At 72.2% G+C, this 22,360-nt stretch carries 19 protein-coding genes; 16 read left to right on the top strand and 3 right to left on the bottom strand.

The window, feature by feature from the left end; genetic code table 11:
• The first annotated feature begins 72 nt into the window (after positions 1-72).
• The 12 genes from DCI01S_RS03965 to secA all read left to right on the top strand — a co-directional run bounded on the left by DCI01S_RS03965 (position 73) and on the right by secA (position 15,566).
• Positions 73-579: a DUF3499 domain-containing protein gene (locus DCI01S_RS03965; protein ID WP_061228047.1), complete on the top strand. Its 507-nt coding sequence runs from the start codon at positions 73-75 to the stop codon at positions 577-579.
• 93 nt (positions 580-672) lie between these two features.
• Positions 673-2,049: a phosphomannomutase/phosphoglucomutase gene (locus DCI01S_RS03960; RefSeq protein ID WP_061228100.1), complete on the top strand. Its 1,377-nt coding sequence runs from the start codon at positions 673-675 to the stop codon at positions 2,047-2,049.
• Complete coding sequence (locus tag DCI01S_RS03955; RefSeq protein ID WP_061228046.1) at positions 2,042-3,136, top strand: hypothetical protein; 1,095 nt, start codon at positions 2,042-2,044, stop codon at positions 3,134-3,136. Before DCI01S_RS03960 ends, DCI01S_RS03955 begins: the two co-directional genes overlap by 8 nt.
• Before the next feature lie 4 nt (positions 3,137-3,140).
• Positions 3,141-4,358 carry a mannose-6-phosphate isomerase, class I gene (manA, locus tag DCI01S_RS03950; RefSeq protein ID WP_061228045.1) on the top strand — a complete coding sequence of 406 codons (1,218 nt, stop codon included), beginning with the start codon at positions 3,141-3,143 and terminating at the stop codon, positions 4,356-4,358.
• 81 nt (positions 4,359-4,439) lie between these two features.
• On the top strand, positions 4,440-5,906 hold the full coding sequence (ahcY, locus tag DCI01S_RS03945) for an adenosylhomocysteinase (RefSeq protein WP_061228044.1): 1,467 nt from the start codon (positions 4,440-4,442) through the stop codon (positions 5,904-5,906).
• 41 nt (positions 5,907-5,947) lie between these two features.
• Complete coding sequence (locus DCI01S_RS03940) at positions 5,948-6,661, top strand: dTMP kinase (protein WP_239550382.1); 714 nt, start codon at positions 5,948-5,950, stop codon at positions 6,659-6,661.
• Positions 6,662-6,752: 91 nt separating this feature from the next.
• On the top strand, positions 6,753-7,433 hold the full coding sequence (mtrA, locus tag DCI01S_RS03935; RefSeq protein ID WP_061228099.1) for an MtrAB system response regulator MtrA: 681 nt from the start codon (positions 6,753-6,755) through the stop codon (positions 7,431-7,433).
• The gene (mtrB, locus tag DCI01S_RS03930) at positions 7,430-9,157 is read left to right on the top strand and encodes an MtrAB system histidine kinase MtrB (RefSeq protein WP_061228042.1); all 1,728 of its coding nucleotides are present in this window, start codon (positions 7,430-7,432) and stop codon (positions 9,155-9,157) included. Before mtrA ends, mtrB begins: the two co-directional genes overlap by 4 nt.
• Complete coding sequence (locus tag DCI01S_RS03925; RefSeq protein ID WP_061228041.1) at positions 9,154-10,890, top strand: LpqB family beta-propeller domain-containing protein; 1,737 nt, start codon at positions 9,154-9,156, stop codon at positions 10,888-10,890. Before mtrB ends, DCI01S_RS03925 begins: the two co-directional genes overlap by 4 nt.
• 4 nt (positions 10,891-10,894) lie before the next feature.
• On the top strand, positions 10,895-11,683 hold the full coding sequence (locus DCI01S_RS17115) for a ComF family protein (RefSeq protein ID WP_232303066.1): 789 nt from the start codon (positions 10,895-10,897) through the stop codon (positions 11,681-11,683).
• A gap of 238 nt (positions 11,684-11,921) precedes the next feature.
• Positions 11,922-12,623, top strand: coding sequence for a ribosome hibernation-promoting factor, HPF/YfiA family (hpf, locus tag DCI01S_RS03915; protein ID WP_007628525.1), 702 nt, complete (start codon positions 11,922-11,924; stop codon positions 12,621-12,623).
• A 165-nt stretch (positions 12,624-12,788) separates the two neighbouring features.
• Positions 12,789-15,566 carry a preprotein translocase subunit SecA gene (secA, locus tag DCI01S_RS03910; protein WP_061228040.1) on the top strand — a complete coding sequence of 926 codons (2,778 nt, stop codon included), beginning with the start codon at positions 12,789-12,791 and terminating at the stop codon, positions 15,564-15,566.
• A 31-nt stretch (positions 15,567-15,597) separates the two neighbouring features.
• Here the strand turns inward: secA and DCI01S_RS03905 are convergent, their stop codons facing one another.
• Entirely contained in the window at positions 15,598-16,164 is a 567-nt protein-coding gene (locus DCI01S_RS03905) for an Rv3235 family protein (RefSeq protein WP_232303065.1), read from the bottom strand.
• A 128-nt stretch (positions 16,165-16,292) separates the two neighbouring features.
• Between DCI01S_RS03905 and DCI01S_RS03900 the strand changes: the two genes are divergently transcribed.
• From DCI01S_RS03900 to DCI01S_RS03885, 4 genes are all read left to right on the top strand, one after another.
• Complete coding sequence (locus DCI01S_RS03900) at positions 16,293-16,703, top strand: HAD family hydrolase (RefSeq protein ID WP_061228039.1); 411 nt, start codon at positions 16,293-16,295, stop codon at positions 16,701-16,703.
• A gap of 4 nt (positions 16,704-16,707) precedes the next feature.
• Positions 16,708-18,105 carry a wax ester/triacylglycerol synthase family O-acyltransferase gene (locus DCI01S_RS03895; protein ID WP_007630257.1) on the top strand — a complete coding sequence of 466 codons (1,398 nt, stop codon included), beginning with the start codon at positions 16,708-16,710 and terminating at the stop codon, positions 18,103-18,105.
• Between the two features lie 66 nt (positions 18,106-18,171).
• Positions 18,172-18,693: a DUF6912 family protein gene (locus DCI01S_RS03890; RefSeq protein WP_007630255.1), complete on the top strand. Its 522-nt coding sequence runs from the start codon at positions 18,172-18,174 to the stop codon at positions 18,691-18,693.
• A 108-nt stretch (positions 18,694-18,801) separates the two neighbouring features.
• Positions 18,802-19,920 (top strand): ferredoxin reductase, encoded by a 1,119-nt coding sequence (locus DCI01S_RS03885; protein ID WP_007630253.1) that lies wholly within the window; start codon positions 18,802-18,804, stop codon positions 19,918-19,920.
• Positions 19,921-19,981: 61 nt separating this feature from the next.
• Here DCI01S_RS03885 and rsgA read toward each other — a convergent pair whose 3' ends face one another.
• Entirely contained in the window at positions 19,982-21,031 is a 1,050-nt protein-coding gene (rsgA, locus tag DCI01S_RS03880) for a ribosome small subunit-dependent GTPase A (RefSeq protein WP_061228038.1), read from the bottom strand.
• Between the two features lie 9 nt (positions 21,032-21,040).
• Entirely contained in the window at positions 21,041-22,360 is a 1,320-nt protein-coding gene (aroA, locus tag DCI01S_RS03875) for a 3-phosphoshikimate 1-carboxyvinyltransferase (RefSeq protein ID WP_061228037.1), read from the bottom strand.

Genomic DNA, 22,360 nt, shown 5'->3' with positions numbered 1-22,360 from the left:
GTCGGCCGGCTCGCACCGGTGTGGGCGGGTCGCGGCCCACCCGTGCGGCGTGCGGGGCTACGCTGGGGCCTCGTGAGTGAGAACCGTCGTTGCTGCCGCCCGGGATGTCCCAACCGTGCGGTCGCCACGCTCACCTACGTCTACGCGGACTCCACGGCCGTCATCGGGCCGCTGCCCGCGGTCCAGGAGCCGCACGCCTGGGACCTCTGCGCCGTGCACGCACTGCGCATCACCGCCCCCCGCGGCTGGGACCTCGTGCGTCATCCGGACCTCGACACCTCGGCCGAGGACTCCGATCTCACGGCCCTCCTGGACGCCGTCACCGGCGGCCCCGTCGGAGGGCGGCGGACCGGCGCGGCACTGGTCGACGCCGAACGCCTGCGCCGACTCGGGGTCTCCGATCCCGAGCCCGCGCTGGACCGCGCGCTGGCCGGCAGCGACCCGCTCCCGGCCCCCGGGCCGTCGACCGGCTCAGGGCGCCCCCACCTGCGGGTGGTCCCCGACGTGTCCGCTGCCCGGGAAGACGGGTCCGACCGGCACTCCGGCGGCGCGGGCGGGTCCGGCCCCGCCGCCCGCTGACCCGCCGCCCGCAGGGTGGTCCGCCGCGTGATCGGCGCGGGTAGTGTCTCGGAAGACATCGACCGACCCCGTCTCACACCCCTGGAGCAGCACGTGGCACGCAGCGCCGAGTCCGTCCGAGCAGTCATCAAAGCCTACGACGTCCGTGGCGTCGTCGGAGAGCAGATCGACACGGACTTCGTCCGCGAGGTCGGTGCGTCCTTCGCTCGGCTCATGCGCTCCGAGGGCGCGGGCACCGTGGTGATCGGGCACGACATGCGCGACTCGTCCCCGGGCCTGTCGGCGGCGTTCGCCGACGGGGTGACCGCGCAGGGCCTCGACGTGGTGATGATCGGCCTGGCCTCCACCGACCAGCTCTACTTCGCCTCCGGCCTGCTGGAGTGCCCCGGCGCCATGTTCACCGCCAGCCACAACCCGGCGAAGTACAACGGCATCAAGCTGTGCCGGGCGGGCGCCAAGCCGGTGGGCCAGGAGTCCGGCCTCCGGACGATCGCCGACGAGGTCATCGCGGGCGTCCCCGCGCACGACGGGGAGACCGGCACCGTCTCCGAGCGCGACGTGCTCGAGGGTTACGGCGAGTACCTGCGCGGGCTGGTCGACCTGACGGGGATCCGCCGCCTCAAGGTCGCGGTGGACGCCGGCAACGGCATGGGCGGTCACACGGTGCCCGCCGTCCTGGGCGGGCTGCCGCTCGAGATCGTGCCCCTGTACTTCGAACTCGACGGGAACTTCCCCAACCACGAGGCCAACCCGCTCGAGCCGGCCAACCTCGTCGACCTGCAGGCCCTCGTCCGGGAGAGCGGAGCTGACATCGGCCTGGCCTTCGACGGCGACGCGGACCGCTGCTTCGTGGTCGACGAGCGCGGAGAGCCGGTGGCCCCGTCGGCCATCACCGCCCTCGTCGCCGAGCGGGAGCTCGCCAAGGAACCGGGCGCATCGATCATCTACAACCTCATCACCTCCAGGGCCGTCCCCGAGCTCGTCGAGGAGAAGGGCGGCGTCGCCGTCCGCACGCGCGTGGGCCACAGCTTCATCAAGGCGCAGATGGCCGACACGGGTGCCGTCTTCGGCGGCGAGCACTCCGCGCACTACTACTTCCGCGACTTCTGGGGCGCCGACTCGGGCATGCTGGCCGCCATGCACGTGCTGGCAGCACTCGGCGGTCAGGACGGCACGCTGTCCGAGCTCATGGGCGAGTACACCCGGTACGCCGCCTCCGGGGAGATCAATTCCACGCTCGACTCGGCGGAGGCGCAGACCGAGCGCATGGAGGCCGTCGTCGCCGCGTTCTCCGACCGCGCCGCGTCGGTCGACCGCCTGGACGGCGTCACCGTCGACCTCGGCGACGGCGCGTGGTTCAACCTTCGCGCCTCCAACACCGAGCCGTTGCTGCGCCTCAACGCCGAGGCGCCGACCAGGGAGGACGTCGACGCCGTGGTCGACGAGGTCCTCGCGATCGTCCGTGCCTGACCTGTCGAACGACACTGGGGCCGGGCGGGTCGACCTCGACGACCCCGAGGCGCTGCGCGCCGCGGACGCGACGGGGGCCCTGCTGCACGCGTCGATGGCCGGGGCGCAGCTCCGCGCCGTGGCCACCGCCGTCGAGGGCGGGGCCCTCGACGGTCTCACCGGCTTCCGGCCCCGCGCCGTGGTGTGGGTGTCCGGCCGGTCCGACCGCGCGCGGCAGGCGGCCGGCGTCGTGGCGGCTCTCGCCGTTGAGGCCGGTGGGCCCGCGGTCCCGCCGCTGGTGCACGCCGGCACCCTGCCCGCCTGGGTGGGAGCGCTCGACGTCGTCCTCGTCTCAGGAGACGACGCCGGCGATCCCGACCTGGCGGCGGCGATCGACGCCGCCGCCGGCCGCGGGGCCGCGGTGATCGTGGACGTGCCTCGCGAGGGGCTGGTCTCCGAGGCGGGCCGGGGGCGCGCCTCCTGGCTCGAGCCGCTGCCGTACCTACCCCCGCACCGCGGCGTACTGCGTCACCTCGCGGCCGGCATGGCGGTCCTCACCGCACTCGGGGCGCGGGGACTGGACGTGGGTGCCGCCGCCGACGCCGTCGACGTCGAGCTCGAGGGGATCGGGCCCGAACTGGCGACCCCGGTCAACCCGGCCAAGCTGCTCGCGACGTCGGTCGCCGGCCGCGACCCGCTCGTGTGGATCCACGCGGACGCGGTCTCCGCGGCCTGTTGCGATCGCGCGGTCGCGGCGTTCTGCGACGCGGGCCGGATCACCGCGGCCTCGTCGGTCGGGGACGCCGTGCGTGCCGGCGCCGAACGTGCGCAGGGGCGCCCGCCGGTGGATCCACTGGCGGACCTTTTCCACGATGAGGAACTTGACGGGCCACGCGAGGACATGCGCGTGCGATACCTCGGTATGGTGTTGAACGCGGACGAGGACATCGTCCGGCTGGCCGCGGGCCCGCTCGCGGACGTCGAGTGGGTCACCGACCGCGGTCGGGACACGGTCGGCGACGCCCCGGCCCCGTTGAGCGGAAAGGTGGCCGCGCACATGGCACGCACGGAGCTGTCCGCCGCCTACCTCCTCGTCGGAGGTCTGTAGGTCCGTGGTCGCCCTAGAACCGGTGGTCCAGGCCTACGCCTGGGGCTCCCGGACCGCCCTCCCCGAACTGTGCGGGACGGCCTCGCCGTCACCGCACCCCGTGGCCGAGCACTGGTTCGGTGCCCACGACTCGGGATCCTCCCTGTGCGCTGACGGACGGGCGCTCGACGCACGGATCGCCGACGACCCCGAGAAGGAACTCGGCGCCCGCGTCCTGGCCGAGCACGGCGGGGGACTGCCGTTCCTCGTGAAGCTGCTCTCGGCCGAGCAGGCGCTGTCCCTACAGGCGCACCCGTCACCGGAGAAGGCGCGCGAGGGCTACGCCGCGGAGGACGCCCGGGGGATCGCCGTCGACGCCGCTGACCGCAACTACCGCGACGCCAATCACAAGCCCGAGATCCTGGTCGCCCTGACCGAGTTCCACGCGTTGGTGGGATTCCGCCCGGTCGAGCGCACGATCTCCCTGCTCGACGCGTTCGACGTGGACTCGCTGCGGCCCTACCGCGACATGCTCGCCGGGCAGCCCGACGCCGAGGGCCTGCGCGCGGTGTTCACCACGTTCGTCACGATGCCCCACATCGTGCTGGCCGACGTCGTGTCCGACCTCGCGGCCCGGGCCGTGTCCTATCTGACCGTGAACGGGGTCGACGCCCCGTGGTCCGCGGTCGCCACGACGGTGGCGGAGCTCGCCGAGCGCTATCCGACGGACCCCGGCGTCCTGGGCGTCCTGCTGCTCAACCGGGTGGTCCTGCAGCCGGGCGAGGCCGTGTACCTGGGACCCGGGCAGCTGCACGCCTATCTGCGCGGCGTCGGGGTGGAGGTCATGGCCAATTCCGACAACGTGTTGCGTGGCGGACTGACCCCCAAGCACGTCGACGTGCCCGAGCTGATGCGGGTGCTCGAGTTCGGCCCGCTGGCCGACCCCACCGTCGACGCGATCCCCGCCGACCGCGGTATCCCCGGTGAGGTCGACTACCCCACGCCCGAACCGGATTTCGCGCTGTCGCGCATCGACCTGCCCGCCGGACGGCTCGTGACCTGGCGACCCGACGGGCCGGAGGTGCTGCTGTGCACCTCGGGCGAGGCGCAGGTCGACGAGGACGGTGCGGGGGAGGTGCTCCGGCCTGGGCGCGCGGTGTGGGTGCCGGCCTCGACGACGCGGGTGTGCCTGCAGGGTCTCGACGGGACGACCGTGTTCCGCACCCGCGTCGGCGACCGGTGACGGGGCCGACGCGCGAAGAGGCGCTGCCGCTAGTGTGGGGCGGAGATCTTTCGAGAGTCAACGAGGAGCTGGTCGAAGAACATGTCCGCTGATCTGCAGGTTCAGTCCGTCAACGGTGTCGAGTTCAAAGTGGCGGATCTGTCGCTGGCGGAGGCGGGGCGCAAGCAGATCCGTCTGGCTGAGCACGAGATGCCCGGCCTGATGGCGTTGCGTGAGGAGTACGCGGCCGAGCAGCCCCTGGCCGGCGCCCGGATCGCGGGGTCGATCCACATGACGGTCCAGACCGCTGTGCTGATCGAGACGCTCACCGCGCTCGGTGCCGAGGTCCGCTGGGCCTCCTGCAACATCTTCTCGACCCAGGACGAGGCCGCCGCCGCCGTGGTGGTGGGGCCCGAGGGCACCCCGGAGGCGCCCCGCGGCGTGCCGGTGTTCGCGTGGAAGGGCGAGACGCTCGAGGAGTACTGGTGGTGCACCGAGCAGATCATGACGTGGCCGGGCACCGAGCCGAACATGATCCTGGACGACGGTGGTGACGCCACGATGCTCGTGATCAAGGGCAAGGAGTTCGAGCAGGCCGGCGCCGTGCCGTCCGACGACGCGTCCTGGTCGGCCGAGGAGAAGGTCTTCCACGCGCTGCTGCGCGAGTCGGTGCCCGCGAACCCGGGTAAGTACACGGCGATCGCCGAGTCTGTGAAGGGCGTGACGGAGGAGACCACCACCGGCGTGCACCGGCTGTACCACTTCCACGCCGAGGGCGTGCTGCCGTTCCCGGCGATGAACGTCAACGACGCGGTCACCAAGAGCAAGTTCGACAACAAGTACGGCACCCGTCACTCGCTGCTGGACGGCATCAACCGCGGCACCGACGCCCTGATCGGCGGCAAGAAGGCCCTGGTGTGCGGTTACGGCGACGTGGGCAAGGGCTGCGCGGAGGCACTGGCCGGTCAGGGTGCGCGTGTGCAGGTCACCGAGATCGACCCGATCAACGCGCTGCAGGCGATGATGGACGGGTTCGACGTGGTCACCGTGGACCAGGCGATCGCGGATGCCGACATCGTCATCACCGCCACGGGCAACAAGGACATCATCACCTTCGAGCACATGAAGCGGATGAAGAACAAGGCCATCCTGGGCAACATCGGCCACTTCGACAACGAGATCGACATGGCCGGGCTCGAGTCCGCGGAGGGCGTCACCCGCATCAACATCAAGCCGCAGGTCGACGAGTTCGTCTTCGACGACGACGGCCGCTCGATCATCGTGCTCTCGGAGGGACGCCTGCTCAACCTGGGCAACGCCACCGGGCACCCGTCGTTCGTGATGTCCAACAGCTTCTCCGACCAGGTGATCGCGCAGATCGAGCTGTTCACCAAGGCCGACCAGTACCCGATCGGGGTGCACCTGCTGCCCAAGATCCTCGACGAGAAGGTCGCCCGCCTGCACGTCGAGGCTCTCGGCGGCACCCTGACCCGGCTGGCCAAGGACCAGGCCGAGTACATCGGCGTGGACGTCGAGGGTCCCTTCAAACCCGACCACTACCGCTACTGAGCTCACCGACGATGAGTGCACGGCCGATGAGTGCACGGCCGATGAGTGCACGGCCGATGGGTGCGCGGCCGGGAGGCGCACGGCTCGTGGTCGTCGAGGGGCTCGACGGAGCGGGCAAGAACACGTTGACGACCCGCCTCGTCGCCGAGCTCGGCGCCCGCGGGCTCTCGGTCGGCCGGCTGGCGTTCCCGCGCTACGGCACCCTCCACGCCGACCTGGCCGCCGACGCCCTGCACGGCGGTCAGGCCGGGGCGGCGGACTCGCCCCACGCGATGGCGCTGCTGTTCGCTCTGGACCGACACGCCGCGCTCGACGCGCTCACCGGACTCGCCGTCGCCCACGACGTTGTGCTGCTCGACCGGTACGTGGCCTCCAACGCCGCGTACACCGCCGCCCGGCTCGGTCCGGACCGCGAGGCCGAAGTCGTCGAGTGGATCGGCGCGCTCGAGTTCGACCGGCTCGGGCTGCCGGCCCCGCATCTGCAGCTGCTGCTCGACACCCCCGTCGAGGTGGCCGCCGAGCGGGCCGGTTCCCGCGAGGTCGCCTACCCGGGCCGTGCCCGCGACCGCTACGAACGCGACGCGGACCTCCAGGCGGCGACCGGGGAGGTCTACCGCCGACTCGCGGCGGCCGCGTGGCGGTCGCCCTGGCGCGTCCTCGGGGCCGATCCCGCGGTGCCGGAGTTGGCCGACCTCGTCGTCGACCCCACCCCGGAGCCCGCGCCGCACCCGCGATCGCGCGGGGTGGCCGGGTAGTGTCTGAAGCGGCAGGAAGACGACCCACGGTACGTACCGGCGGTCGTGCGCCTGACGATGCCGACCCGACACGCCGACACAAGTGGTGACCATGACCCCCAAGATCCTCGTCGTCGACGACGACGCCGCGCTGGCAGAGATGCTCACCATCGTCCTGCGGGGTGAGGGGTTCGAGACCGAGATCGTCGGCGACGGTGTCCAGGCCATCGAGACCTTCCGGGCCGTCCAGCCCGACCTGGTCCTGCTGGATCTCATGCTGCCCGGGAAGAGCGGGATCGACGTGTGCCGGGAGATCCGCGCCGAGTCCCGGGTGCCGATCGTCATGCTCACCGCCAAGACCGACACCGTCGACGTGGTCCTGGGTCTGGAGTCCGGTGCGGACGACTACATCATGAAGCCGTTCAAGCCCAAGGAGCTCGTCGCCCGCATCCGCGCGCGCCTGCGCCGGGGCGAGGACGAGCCGAGCGAGGTCCTGCACATCGGGGACGTCACCATCGACGTGCCCGCGCACACCGTCACCCGTGACGGCACGCCGATCCCGCTGACCCCGCTCGAGTTCGACCTCCTCGTGGAACTGGCCCGCAAGCCCCGTCAGGTGTTCACCCGTGAGGTCCTGCTGGAGCACGTGTGGGGCTACCGTCACTCCGCCGACACCCGTCTGGTCAACGTCCACGTCCAGCGCCTGCGCGCGAAGATCGAGAAGGACCCGGAGAACCCCGAGGTCGTCCTCACCGTCCGCGGCGTCGGCTACAAGGCGGGCCCGGTCTCGTGACGACCGCTCGTCCCGACGACGCGGCGGCGTCCACCGGGGACGAGCGCGACACCCGGGACGCCGGCGACGCGAACCCGACCCTGCGCGAACGACTGTCCTCACTGGACCCCGCCGCGCTGGGCGTGCGGATCGCGCGCATGTGGCGACGCTCCCTGCAGCTGCGGGTCGTCACCTCGACCCTCGCGTTGTCGATGGGCGTGATCCTCACGATCGCGTTCATGCTGCAGAGCCAGATGGCCGCCCAGCTGCTGTCGACCAAACTCGACGCCGCCATTGAGCAGGCCGGCCGGCTCCGCCTCACGGTCGAGGCGCAGATCGCCGCGACCGACGAGGGCACCAGCGAGCAGTCGCGGCTCGACCAGGCGCGCAGCGCCATCAGCGACCGCGGCGTCGCGTCCGGTGGAGACTCCGTCCACGCCGGGACGTTCGACCCCATCCTCGTCGTCCCCGACCAGACGGGCCGCGGTCAGGTGGTCAGTCCCGCCGAGGCGGAGGTGCCGCCCGAACTGCAGTCCCTCGTCCAGCGGGGGCGCATCGCCTACCAGTACGTCACCGTCGACTTCCGCGGCGAGCAGGCCAAGGCGCTCATGCTGGGCACCCCGACCGACTCGTCCATCCCCGGGCTCGAGCTCTACCTCGTGTACCCGCTCATCGCCGAGGAACAGACCCTCGGCATCATGCGGGGGATCGTCGCCACCGCCGGCCTGGCGATCATCGTGCTGTCCGCGGCGATCGCGTGGATCGTCGCGCGGCAGGTGGTGCTGCCCGTCCGGCAGGCGGCCTCGATCGCCCAGCGCTTCGCCAACGGCCACCTCAAGGAACGCATGGTCATCCGCGGCGAGGACGACGTGGCCCGGCTGGCGATGGCCTTCAACGACATGGCCCAGAGCCTGTCCGACCAGATCACCCAGCTCGAGGAGTTCGGCGACCTGCAGAAGCGGTTCACCTCCGACGTCTCGCACGAACTGCGCACCCCGCTCACCACCGTCCGGATGGCCGCCGACATCATCTCGGACTCGGCCGAGGACCTCGACGCCCCCACCAAGCGCGCCGTGGAGCTGCTCGAGTCCGAACTCGACCGCTTCGAGAGCCTGCTCACCGACCTGCTCGAGGTCTCGCGCCACGACGCCGGCATGGCCGAGCTGTCGACGGCCGAGCTGGATGTGCGCAACGCCGTCAGGGACGCGGTCGGCACCGTCGCCCACATCGCCGAGGCCGCGGGCGTCGAGGTCGAGATCGACATGCCCGACGAGCCGGTCATGGCCGAGGTCGACTCCAGGCGCGTCGAGCGGATCCTGCGCAACCTCGTGGCCAACGCGCTGGACCACTGCGAGTCCAAGCCCGTGCGCGTCACCCTCCGCGGCTCCGACACCGCCCTCGCGGTCTCCGTCCGCGACCACGGCGTCGGGCTCAAACCCGGCGAGGAGACACGCGTGTTCAACCGGTTCTGGCGCGCCGACCCCTCCCGGGTGCGCCGCTCCGGCGGCACCGGCCTCGGACTGGCGATCGCCCTCGAGGATGCCAAGCTGCACGGCGGCCGGCTGGACTGCTGGGGCAGCCCCGGCGAGGGATCATGTTTCCGGCTCACCATCCCGCGCCGGCGCGGCAGCACGCTCACCTCGAGCCCGCTGCCGCTGACGCCCGAGGACGAGGCGCGGCTCGTGTCCACCGGCTCACCGACCCCGCTCGAGCGGGGCCCCGGAACGGCGGAGGACACACCATGACCCGACCCCGGCTCCTGACGGTCGCCGTGACACTGGCCTGCGCCACCGGACTGACGGCCACCGGCTGCGCCACGCTGCCCTCGTCGTCGTCGCCCCAGGTCATCGGCACGTTCGCGCCGGAGGGCGACGACCTGGCGATCCCCACCCCCGTGCCCGACCAGGAACCGGACCTCCTGGTCCGGGATTTCCTCAAGGCGGCGGCCATCGCCGACCAGCGGCACGCCGCCGCGCGCCAGTTCCTCACCCCGGAGGCCGCGGAGACCTGGGACGACCTGGCCGAGACCATCATCGTGCTGCGCGCCGACCTCAGTGCGGAGGGCGGCCGCTCGGCCGACCGCGCCGAGTACACGCTCCGCGCGGAGAAGGTCGGCTCACTCGACCCCGGCGGCATCTTCCGCGAGGACGTCGGCCAGCTCGAGGTCACCATCGGGCTCACCCGCACCGACGGACAGTGGCGGATCGACGAACTGCCGCCGGGAGTCGTGATCGAGAAGGCCGAGTTCTTCTCCACCTACGCCCAGCGCGAGCTGTTCTTCCTCTCCGGCTCCGGCGAAGCCCTCGTCCCGGACCCCCGGTGGACGGCCGCCGACCGCACCGACCTCGAGTACTCCCTCGTCAACCTCCTCGCCACCGGCCCGCGCGCCGGTCTCACCGACTCCGTCCTGTCCAGAGTCCCCGCCTCCGTCTCCGTCCGCCCCGGCGAGGAAGACGGCGCAGACGTCCCCGGCACCACCATCGACTTCGCCGGGCTGCCGGTGCTGAGCAGTCAGGCCACCACCCAGTTCGCCGCTCAGGTCGTGTGGACCCTCGCGCGCGCCGACGTCCCCGGGCCCTACCGCCTCGAACGCGACGGCGCGCCCCTCGACGAGCGGTACGCGAACGGGTGGACCACCGAGGACGTCCGCGACTTCGACCCCTACCCGCCGGCCGAGCCCATGCGCTACGCCCTCACCGCAGCCGACGGGCTGGTCCGACTCGAGCCGGGCGGCGCCCGCCCGGCCGGCGGACCGTGGTCCGAGGTCCGCGGGGGCAGCAGCGCCGCGGTGTCCTACGACGGGCGCGTCCTCGCGATGGTGGTCGGCGACGAGGCGGCGGGGACCAGCCGGCTCCTCGTGGGACCGATCGACGGCGAGCCCACCGAGGTCCTCACCGCGCGGAGCGTCGCCGGACCCACGTTCCACCCGGTCGACGGCCGGGCGTGGGTGATGGTCGACGACACGCGCCTCGTCCGCATCGGGATGGGGCGCGGCGGCCCCGACGTCCGGGAGATGGAAGCCGGCCCGATCCGGTCCCTCGGCGGCCGGGTCACCGCCCTGCGCATCGACCAGTCCGGCACCCAGATGGCCGTGGTCGCCGACGGCAAGGTGTTCATCGGCTCACTGTCCGCCGAGACGGGGCAGCCGCTCGCCGGCACCTTCCGGCAGGTCGGCCGCGCACTCGGGGAGACCGCCACGTCCGTGGCGTGGCGTGACCGCTCGACGATCGTCGTGGCGCGCGACACCACCGAGGCGCCCGTCGCGACCGTCTCCGTCGACGGGGCCATCGCGGAGCCGCTGTCCCAGCGCAACATCTCCGGACCGGTGACCGCCGTGGCCGCGGCCGGACGCGAGATCTACGTGGTGGACCGGCGCTCCCTGCTGCGCCTCGACACCGGCGCCCAGACCGGGGACAGGTACTGGCGGGAGATCCCCGGACTGGCCGCGATCCGCGCCGACCCGGTGGTCGCGGGCTGACCCGGTGACCGCCGGGGACGAGGGCGCGCCGCCCTCCGGACGCGCCACGCCTCGCCGGCGCGGCACCGACACCTGGGCCGCCGCCCTGGCCGACCTGTTCGTGCCGCTCGAGTGCGCCGGCTGCGGACGCGCCCGCCACCGGTGGTGCCCGGGGTGCGCCGCGACCCTGGCCGGACCACCGCTCGTCGTACGGACCCGCGCCGACCTCCGCGTCCCCGCCTGGGCGCTGGCCCGGCACGCCGGCCCGCCCGCACGCGCCGTGTCCGCCTACAAAGACCGCGGCAGATCCGACCTCGCGCGCCCGTTCGGCACCGCCCTCGCCGCGGCGATCGACCGCCTGCGCGAGGCGGGGGAGATCGCCGAGGCGGGGGAGCGTCCCACCGTCCTCGTGCCGGCCCCGGCGTCGGCGCGGGCCCGCCGACGGCGCGGGTTCGACCACGTCCGTGACATCGTGGACGTCCTGGCCGCCGACCTCGCCGGCTCGCTACCGACCGGCCCGGTGGTCGTGGCGCCGCTGCTCGAGGTCCGCGGACGAGTGCGTGACGCCTCCGGCCTCGGTGCGCGGGCCCGCGCCGACAACCTCTCCGGGCGCATCCGCCGACGCCCCGCCGGGACGGTGCTGCGCGCCTCCCCCGGGGCGCCGGACACGGTGGCCGCCCTGCTGGCGACCCCGGCCACGGTCCTGTTCGTCGACGACGTGGTGACCACCGGCGCCACGGCCGCCGAGTGCGTGGCGGTCCTCGCGGCGGGAGGCCTGCCGGTGACCGCTGTCCTGGCCGTCACCGCCGCCTGAGCGAGCGCCGTCGCGTGCGGACCGAGGTGAGCTTCGCCGTCTCGGGTGCGGCGTCAGCGGGAGCGGGTAGAGTGGGCTTCGGACGGGTTCACCAGCACATTCGCCGCCTGTCGGCTCCGGTGGGCCGTGTCCGCAGAGTGTCCACTCAGCCATGTGGGTGGACCCTTCGGCCGGGATTCCGGGCGGTTACCGGACCGGTCGCAGCGGTCCGCCGCAGGCCCGATGAGGAGGAGCTTCGATGGCGAAGACCCCCGCAGTCCTGCTCGACCCCGCCACCTTCGACGGTCCCGAGACCGACGATCCCGGCACCCCCGAGGCCCAGGTCACCATCCGCGGCCGGAACGTCGAGGTCCCCGACCATTTCGCGAGCCGGATCAACACCAAGCTGGCGAAGGTCGAGAAGATGGCGCCGTTGATCCAGCGGTTCGACGTGATCCTGTTGCACGAGAACAACCCGAGGCTGGCCAAGGTGAGCCAGCGCGTGGAGATCACCGTCAAGGGCAAGCCGGGAGTGGCCCGGGCCGAGGCGGCCGAGGACACCTTCTACGCGGCTCTCGAGTCGGCCGTGGCCAAGCTCGAGCGGCAGATGCGCAAGGCCCGCACCCGTCGCAAGATCAGCCACTCCGGGCACCGGCGGCCGCAGTCGGTCGCCGAGGCGACCGCCGAGCTGGCCGCCGACGCCGCCCCGGTCGACGCGCTGGACCAGCAGCTCGACGGCGTGGAATACGACGACGGGGTCGACGCCTCGATGCCCGGGCAGATCGTGCGTCGCAAGGAGCACGACGGCACGCCGATGTCGGTCGACGAGGCGCTCGAGAAGATGGAACTCGTGGGTCACGACTTCTACCTGTTCCGCGACGCGGAGACCGGACGCGCCACCGTCGTCTACCGCCGGCACGCGTTCGACTACGGGCTCATCACCCTGAGCGACGAGGGCTGACGGCCTCCACCCGCACCCGCCGAGGGCGGTCCGGTCCCACTCGACCGGACCGCCCTCGGCGTGTCAGGACGGCCCGAAGCACCTAGGATGAACCCGGGCCCGCGTGCCACCACGCAGGTCGCAGATACCACGACCACTTCCCCGACCACGAGGACGTTCGAGACTGTGTCCATTCTTTCCAAGCTGCTGCGGGCCGGCGAGGGGCGAAAGCTCAAGAAGTACACCGCTCTCGCCGACTACGTGGACTCGCTCTCCGCCGACACGGAGAAGTTGACCGACGACGAGCTCCGGGCGAAGACCGGGGAGTTCAAACGTCGGGTGGCCGAGGGGGAGACGCTGGACGACCTGCTGCCCGAGGCGTTCGCCGTGGCGCGCGAGGCCGCGTACCGCGTCCTCGGGCAGAAGCCGTACAAGGTGCAGATCATCGGCGCCATCGTGCTGCACACCGGGTCCGTCGCCGAGATGAAGACCGGCGAGGGCAAGACCCTGACCTGTGTGCTGCCCGCTTACCTCAACGCCCTGTCCGACAAGGGTGTGCACGTGGTGACGGTCAACGACTACCTCGCGAAGCGCGACGCCGAGTGGATGGGCCGCGTCCACCGCTTCCTGGGCCTGTCCGTGGGCGCCATCCTCAGCGGCATGACGCCCGACCAGCGGCGCGAGGCCTACCACGCCGACATCACCTACGGCACGAACAACGAGTTCGGGTTCGACTACCTGCGCGACAACATGGCGCACGACACCGCCCAGCTCGTCCAGCGCGGCCACAACTACGCGATCGTCGACGAGGTCGACTCCATCCTCATCGACGAGGCGCGGACCCCGCTCATCATCTCCGGTCCCGCCGACGGTTCCAGCAAGTGGTACGCCGAGTTCGCGCGCATCGCCCCGCTGTTGGAGGAGGGCACCCACTACGAGGTGGACCGCAAGAAGCGGACCATCGGCGTCACCGAGCAGGGCGTGGAATTCGTCGAGGACCAGCTGGGCATCGACAACCTCTACGAGGCCGCCAACTCGCCGCTGGTGAGTTACCTGAACAACTCCATCAAGGCCAAGGAGCTGTTCACCAAGGACAAGGACTACATCGTCCGCGACGGCGACGTCATCATCGTCGACGAGTTCACCGGGCGCGTCCTCGACGGTCGCCGCTACAACGAGGGCATGCACCAGGCCATCGAGGCCAAGGAGCGCGTGGAGATCAAGGCCGAGAACCAGACCCTGGCCACCATCACGCTCCAGAACTACTTCCGGCTCTACGAGAAGCTGGCCGGCATGACCGGCACCGCCGAGACGGAGGCGGCCGAGCTGTACCAGATCTACAAGCTTGAGGTCATGCCCATTCCGACCAACCGCCCCATGGCCCGCGCGGACCAGCCCGACCTCATCTACAAGACCGAGGAGGCCAAGTTCGCCGCAGTGGTCGAGGACATCGCCGAGCGGGTCGAGAAGAAGCAGCCGGTGCTCGTGGGCACCGCCTCCGTCGAGCGCAGTGAACACCTGTCCCGGCTGCTCACCCGCAAGGGCATCAAGCACCACGTGCTCAACGCGAAGTTCCACGCCCAGGAGGCCCAGATCATCGCCCAGGCCGGCCGGCCCGGCGCGGTCACGGTCGCCACCAACATGGCCGGCCGCGGTACCGACATCGTGCTGGGCGGTAACCCCGACATCATCGCAGACCTCAACCTCCGCGAGCGCGGTCTCGACCCGGTGACCACCCCGGAGGAGTACGAGGCCGCGTGGGACGCCGAGATCGAGCGGATGCGCAAGCTCACCAAGGAGGAGGGCGAGCGGGTCCGCGAGGCCGGTGGCCTCTACGTCCTGGGCACCGAGCGGCACGACTCGCGCCGCATCGACAACCAGCTGCGCGGTCGTTCCGGCCGCCAGGGCGACCCGGGGGAGTCCCGCTTCTACCTGTCGCTGGGTGACGAGCTCATGAGGCGCTTCAACGGCGCGGCCGTCGAGGCGATCATGAACAGGCTGAGCCTGCCCGACGACGTGCCCATCGAGGCCGGCATGGTCTCGCGCGCCGTGAAGAACGCTCAGACGCAGGTCGAGTCGCAGAACTTCGAGATCCGCAAGGACGTGCTCAAGTACGACGAGGTGATGAACCAGCAGCGCACGGTCATCTACCGTGAGCGCAAGCGCATCCTCGAGGGCGAGGACATCACCGACCAGGTCGAGTCGATGATCTACCAGGTGGTCAGCGCCTACGTCGACGGCGCCACCGCCGAGGGGTACGTCGAGGACTGGGACCTGGAGAAGCTGTGGGACGCGCTGCGGCAGCTGTACCCCGTGTCGATCACCGCGCAGGAGATCATCGACGGGGACGAGTACGGCTCTCCCGGCGATCTGTCCGCCAAGAACCTCAAGGACGCCGTCCTCGACGACGTCTTCGCCCGGTACGACGAGCGCGAGGCCGAGATCGAGGGGATCGGCGGCGAGGGCGCGATGCGCCAGCTCGAGCGGTCGGTCATGTTGCAGGTCCTCGACCGCAAGTGGCGCGAGCACCTCTACGAGATGGACTACCTCAAGGAGGGCATCGGTCTGCGGGCGATGGCCCAGCGCGACCCGTTGGTCGAGTACCAGCGCGAGGGCTACGACATGTTCTCGGCGATGATGGACGGCGTGCGCGAGGAGACCGTGGCGTTCCTGTTCAACGTCAAGGTCCAGGCGGGCCGGCAGCAGGCGGCGATGGCCGGCCCGTCGGCCGCGCAGGCCGCGGCGCTGGCGGGTGGCAATCCCATCCTCCAGGCGGCCGGCACCGGCCGGGACGTGAGCGAGGAGCAGATGCAGTTCTCCGGCCCGTCGGAGAGCGGCGACGCCCAGATGGTCGACGAGGGCGCCAGCGCCAACCGGGCCGAGCGCCGCTCGCAGGAGCGTCAGCAGCGGGCCGAGCGCCGGGAGCGGGCCGCCCGGACCGCCTCGCGCGGTCGCCGGGACTGATCGGTCCCGCCCGGCCACCGCGCCGGGGCGCTCACACCAACCGCAGGGCCGTGCAGCCGGCCCCCGTGGGTGTCACCCGGATGCGGGCCGCGACGGCGAACAGCCGCGGTCCGCGCGCGTACGTGGCGCAGACCTCGTAGTCCCGGGACCCGGGGTCCCCGTCCGGCCCCGCGTCCGTCGCCACGGCGCCGGCGGCATGGATGTGGAGGCGGTGGAGTCTGGCGGGCCCCAGGTGCTGTCCGGGTACACCGGTGCGCGCGAGGGAACGCAGCATCTCCATGAGATGCGGCGGGAACGCCCCACGGGTGTTCTGCGGCGCGCGCCGACGATCCACGACCTCCAGCGCCATGACGACGAGCGCGTGGGCGGCCCGTCGTGCAGGCACGGGTACCTCCTCGTCCGGGGCGGGCGCGGTTCCCGGGGTGCGTTGGACGACGCGCTCGCGCTCACGTCCCCGCGAACCCGGTTCGGGTTCCGTCGGCGGCAGGGGTCGGATCCGGCCGTCCGCCGTGTGCGTCTCCGCGGCGCCTCCGGCGGCGATCACGGCGGCCGGCGGCGGCCGGCCGGACGTCGGTGCGGATACGGGTGTCGGTGTCATCTGGCTGGGCTCCTCTCGCGCTCGACCCTCGGTGGTCTCGCGTCCTCTACCCTCTTGACGCCGCGGATCGCGGCCGTGGTTCCACCTCGCCTACTGCACACCGGACGGGTGTTGCCTAGGCTGTCCCCATGCGTGGACTGATAGTCGACTACTTCGGCGTGCTGGACGGCACGGACGAGGACCGTGAGAACTGGCGGTCGATCCTGACCGGTGCGAGGGCCAACGATGTGCGCCTCGCCGTGCTGAGCAACGAACCCGAGGGGTCGGGCGCCGACCGCGTCCGCGAGGACGCCCGTGAGTACGGGATCGACCACGTGGTGCTCAGCGGCGCGATCGGCGTCGAGAAGCCCGAGCCGGAGGCCTTCCTCGAGGCCGCCCGCCGCCTCGAGCTCGAGCCGAGGGAGTGCGTGATGGTCGACGACGCGATCGAGAACATCCTCGGCGCGGTGCAGACCGGCATGATCGGCGTGTTCTACCAGGTGTTCGATCGGGCGGCCGTGGAGATCCGCGGTCTGCTCGGGTTGGACGAGGCGGTCTGACGCCGTGGCGACCAGGCTGGCCACCGCGGACGCGGACCTGCTCCTCGGGGACGCCGCGCGTTCCCGGAGCCGGCACTCGTGTTCGTTGGCCCTGGTCGCCCGCGACGAGCCGTGGGACATCGACCGTGTCATGGAATTCGTCGACACGCGGCTGGCCGACGCGCCCCGCTACCGGCAGCGGATCCGCCAGGTCCCGTTCGGCCTGGCCAGGGCGGTCTGGGTCGACGACCCCGACTTCGACCTGAGCTTCCACGTCCGCCGGTCGGCGCTGCCGGCGCCGGGCGGGATGCGGCAGCTGGCCGACCTGGTGGCCAGATTGGTCGACAGGCCCCTCGAGGCGGATCGTCCGCTGTGGGAACTGTACCTCATCGAGGGCCTGCCCGACGGCCGGTTGGCGATCCTCACCAAGACCCACCACGTCCTGCTGGGCGGGCCCAACGCCGTCGATCTGGCGCAGGTGCTCATGACCGACGAGCGCGTCTCCGCGGATGTCGACGAGGTCGCCACCTGGACGCCCGTGCCGTCACCCGGAGACGGGGTGCTGGTGCTGGACGCGCTCATGACCATCGCGACCGACCCCCTGGAGTTGGTCCGGCGTTCGGGACGCCTGGCGAACGCGCTGGAGCGCGCGACTCGTGGTCTCGTGGGGGCTGCCACGCTCTCCGTGTTGCGTCCCGGCGGGGGTCTGTCGGAGATGTTCCGCACCGCGCGCCCCCGGGGCAGCAGGGTCGGGCTCGCGTCGTTCCCGTTGTCCGAGGCGAGGGAGATCGCCCGGGCGCACTCCTGCAAGGTCAACGACGTGGTGCTCGCTGTCCTGTGCGGGGCGCTGCGGTCGTGGATCTTGTCCTGCGGTCATCCACTGTCGACATCGGACAGCCTGCGCGCGATCGTCCCGATGGCCGTGACCGCCGAGGCCGACGGCGCCGAGGCGCCGGGTGACGTCACGTCCGCGGAGATCGCCTCGGCGCTCATCGGTATGCCGGTGGGGGAGCCGAATCCCCGGATGCGGTTGGCGCAGATCGCCCGCGAGGCCGCGACCCAGCGGTACCCGCGGGAGGCGGTCGGCGCCAAGTCCCTGGCCCGGCTCTCCGGGTTCGCCCCGCCCACCTTGCACGCGCTGGCGTCCCGGGCGGCGATCATGTTGCCGTCGGAGAGCTACGACCTGGTGGTGACCAACGCCCCCGGTCCGCAGCACAAGGTGTTCTGGGGCGACGGCGAGCTGGTCGAGGTCTACCCCGTCCCGGCGCTTCTCGAGGGCCAGGCGCTGGCCGTGTCCATGAGCAGTTACTCCGGCACCGTGTACTGCGGCTTCACCTCCGACCGCCAGGCCGTCCCGGACGTCGAGGAGATCGGCGAGCTGATCGCGTCGGCCCTGGACGAGCTCGCCGGTTCCGCTGGCTGACCGGAACCGGCCGATCCACCGGCGCCCCCCCCCAGTAACCGTCACCCGCCCCAGGAAGGCCCACCGATGCGACTGTTCATCCCCGCCACGCTGACGATGCTCGAGACCCTGCTGGATGCGGGCGAGATGCCCGTGCGGAGCGGGACCGCGTTCGCGGCGACCCCCGCCCTGATCGAGTCGTACGCGGAGGGCGACATGGAGGAGATCGAGCACGTGGCGTTCCTCGAGGCCGCCCGCGCCTCCCTCCGCCTGCTCGGCGGCGAGCTCGACTCGGGGACGGCGCACGAGGCCCACCCGTACCGGCGTGTCGTGGTGAGCGCGGACGTGCCGGATGAGCAGGTCACGCCGCGCCCGGATCTCGACACCGCCGTCGTGCGCCTGACCGGTGGGACGGTCGCGATGGCCGACATCGCGGCCGTGCACGTGGACCTCGCGGGAGCGGTCGACCTGGTGCGAGACGCCGTCGAGGCGGTCGATCGGGCCGATCTCGGGGACGAGGACGCGGAGCTCACCGTGGGGGACGCCCTCGACGTGGATCTGGCGTGGTACGACGCCGTGGAACTGCCGTTCCTGCTCACCCTGCTCTGAGGGCGACGGTATGGGCGTCGACGGCTTACCTACGCTACCGTAGGTTCATCTTCTGGCAGCGTCGGTCCGATCCCCGGGCCGCGGGTGGCCGGACGCGAGGAGGCACCAATGTCCGAGTCGAAGAGCGGGCTCAGTCGCATCATGCGGGCGGCGGCCGCGCGGGTCCCCGAGCCCCGGGGCGCGCGTCGGTTCCTCAACCGTCTGACGCACCCACTGCGCATGGACGACTACTCGTCGCTCATCTACCCACTGTGGTCCGCGCGGGAGCTGCGCGGCGAGATCGTCTCCGTGCGTCGCGAGGCCGACGACGCGGTGACGCTCGTCATCAAGCCGGGGTGGGGCGCCACCCCGGAGTACCGCCCGGGCCAGTATCTGGGGATCGGTGTGCTGCTCAACGGCCGTTGGACGTGGCGGTCGTACTCGCTGACCTCGGCGCCCACGAGCGGTCGTGGCGAGTACTCGGTGACCGTCAAGGCGATGCCGGAGGGCCTGCTGAGCAATCACATCGTCGGCACCGTCGAGCCGGGCACCATCGTCCGGTTGCAGGCCCCGGCCGGTGACTTCCACCTGCCCTCCCCGACTCCGGACAAGCTGATGTTCGTCACCGCCGGGTCGGGCATCACGCCCGTGATGGGCATGCTGCGGTCGCTGGACCGGCGCTCGGCCGACGAGCGGTTCCCCGACGTGGTCCACGTCCACTCCATCCGCGACCGTGAGGACGCGCTGTTCCACGACGAGCTGCTCGCGTTGGAGCGCACCCAGCCCGGGTACACCCTCCACCTGCGGGTGACCAGCGAGGAGGGCCGTATCAACGCCGAGCAGATGGCGGCGCTGGTGCCGGACTGGTCCGAGCGGCCCACGTGGGCCTGCGGTCCGTCGGCGATGCTCGACGAACTGACCGAGCACTTCGAGGCCTCGGGGCGCGACGACCTGCACGTCGAGAGGTTCACCGTGGACCGCAACGCGGGCGCCTCGGGCGGGACGGTCAAGTACGGCTCCACCGGCAAGACCGTCGAACTCGACGGGGCCACGACGATCCTCGAGGGCGGGGAGAGCGTCGGCGTGCAGATGCCGTTCGGGTGTCGCATGGGCATCTGCCAGACCTGCGTCGTGGGCCTGGACGAGGGGCACGTGCGGGACCTGCGCAACGGCACCGATCACGGCCCGGGCGAGCGGATCCAGACGTGCGTGTCGGTCGCGCTGGGGGACGTCGAGCTCAAGCTCTGACGCCGCCCGGCGCCCGCCGCGGGCCCGCGCCGCCCGGCGCCCGCGTGCCCGTGGCGGCGCGTCAGTCCTGGTCCAGTCCCAGCGCCCAGGGGTCGTTGGACTGCAGCGCCCCGAGCAGCTCGCGCACGGCCATCGCCCGTCGGTGCACGGCCGGATCGTCGATGGCGTCGAACGCGCACTCGGGGTCGGCCGGCGGTCCCTGGTGGGTGCACCCGCGTGGGCAGTCCGCCGCGATCTCGTCGAGGTCGGAGAACGCGGCCACCACGTCGTCGGGCGAGACATGTGCCAGTCCGAAACTGCGGATGCCGGGCGTGTCCACCACCCAGCCGCCGGCGGCCAGTTCGAGCGCGACCGACTGGGTGGACGTGTGCCGGCCCTTCCCGACGCCGGAGACCACGCCCGTCGCTCTGTCCGCGTCGGGGACCAGGCGGTTGACCAACGTCGATTTGCCGACCCCGGAGTGCCCGATCATCGCGGAGATCCGGCCGTCGATCACGGCGTGGAGATCGTCCAGCTCGTCGTCGACCCCCACCCGCAGGACCGGCACGTCGAGGGCGGCGAACTCGGCGGCGAACACGGACGGGTCGTCGAGGTCGCCCTTGGTCAGGCACAGGACCGGTTCCAGCCCGCCGGTGTAGGCGGCCACGAGCGCGCGGGCGACGAAGCCGGCGCGGGGCGGCGGGTCGGCCACGGCGACCACGATGAGCAGCAGTTGGGCGTTGGCCACCACGACGCGCTCGTAGGGGTCGGAGTCGTCGGCGGTGCGACGCAACACGGTGGAGCGGTCCTCGACGCGCACGATGCGGGTGAGGGTGTCGCGCGCGCCGGACAGGTCACCGACCACGCCCACACGGTCACCCACCACCACGGGCGTGCGGCCCAGTTCGCGCGCACGCATGGCGACGACGCGGGTGCCGGCGCTGTGCCCGGGTCCGTCGTCGAGCAGCACGCACCCCCACCGGCCGCGGTCGACGGCGACGACCATCGCGGCGGCCGCGTCGTCGTGGCTGGGCCGGCGCTTGGTGCGCGGGCGCGACCCCTTGCCGGGCCTGATCCGGACGTCGGATTCGTCCCACCCGCGTGCGCCGCCCGCGCCCCGTCCGCTCGGCATGGCGGTCCGTCAGCCCCGTCCGGCGAGCATGTCGGCCCACAGGGTGGTGAAGCCGGGCAGGGTCTTGGAGGTGCACCCGATGTCGTCGACCTCGACACCCGGCACGACCAGTCCGACGATGGCGCCGGCGGTGGCCATGCGGTGGTCGGCGTAGGCGCGCCACGGGGCGCCGCGCAGGGGCGCGGGGGAGATCTCGAGGCCGTCGTCGAGCTCGGTGACGCCGCAACCGACGGCGCCCAGCTCGGCGGCCAGCGCGGCGAGGCGGTCGGTCTCGTGGCCGCGCAGGTGCGCGATCCCCGTGAGGCGCGACGGGCCGTCGGCCAGGGCGCACAGCGCGGCGACGGTGGGGGTGAGCTCGCCGACGGCGGACAGGTCCCGGTCGACGGGGGAGAGGCGGGAGGGGCCGACGACGACGAGGGTGCCGTGGTCCGCACCGTCGGCGATCTCGAGGGTCACGGACGCGCCCATGGCCCGCAGGATGTCGCGGATGGCGTCGCCGGGCTGGGTCGTGGTGGCGGGCCAGTGCGGGACGCGGACGGTTCCGCCGGTGACCGCCGCGGCGGCCAGGAACGGGGTGGCGTTGGACAGGTCGGGCTCGACGACACGGTCGACGGCCGCGATCGGGCCGGGGGCGACCCGCCATGACGACGGGGTCGGCTGTTCGACGGTGACGCCGGACTCGCGGAGCATCGCCAGTGTCATCTCGATGTGCGGTCCGGACGGGACGGGCGAGGCCCCCACGTGGACGAGGTCGACGCCCTCGTCGAAGCGGGCGGCCGAGAGCAGGAGGCCGGAGACGAACTGCGAGGAGGCCGAGGCGTCCATCTCGACGCGGCCCCCGCGCAGAGACCCAGCGCCCGAGACGGTGAAGGGCAGGCGCTCGCCGTCGATCTCGGCTCCGAGGGCCCGCAGCGCGTCGAGCACCGTGGACTGCGGGCGGATCCTCGCGGCGGGGTCGCCGTCGAAGGTCGAGGGGCCGGTGGCGAGAGCGGCGATCGGCGGGACGAAGCGCATGACCGTCCCGGCCAGCCCGCACTCGATCTCCCCGCCGCGCAGCGGCCCCGGGGTGATGAGCAGGTCGGTGTCGTCGGGGCGGAGATCGCCGGCGGGGCCCTCGATCCGGGCGCCCAGGGACCGCAGGGCGCCGATCATGAGGTCGGTGTCCCGGCTGCGCAGGGTGCCGGTCAGGCGGGAGGGGCCGTCGGCCAGGGCGGCGAGGGGGAGGGCGCGGTTGGTCAGCGACTTGGATCCGGGGACTACGACGTCGGCGTCCACGGGGGCTGCGGCGACGGGGGCGCTCCAATGACTCACCCGGCCATTGTCGCCCAT

Origin of the sequence: Dietzia cinnamea NBRC 102147, from assembly GCF_001571065.1 — a bacterium.
Classification (GTDB): Bacteria; Actinomycetota; Actinomycetes; order Mycobacteriales; family Mycobacteriaceae; genus Dietzia; species Dietzia cinnamea.
Note: the sequence above shows the minus strand (reverse complement) of the source record. Positions and strands in the feature narration are given on the sequence as shown.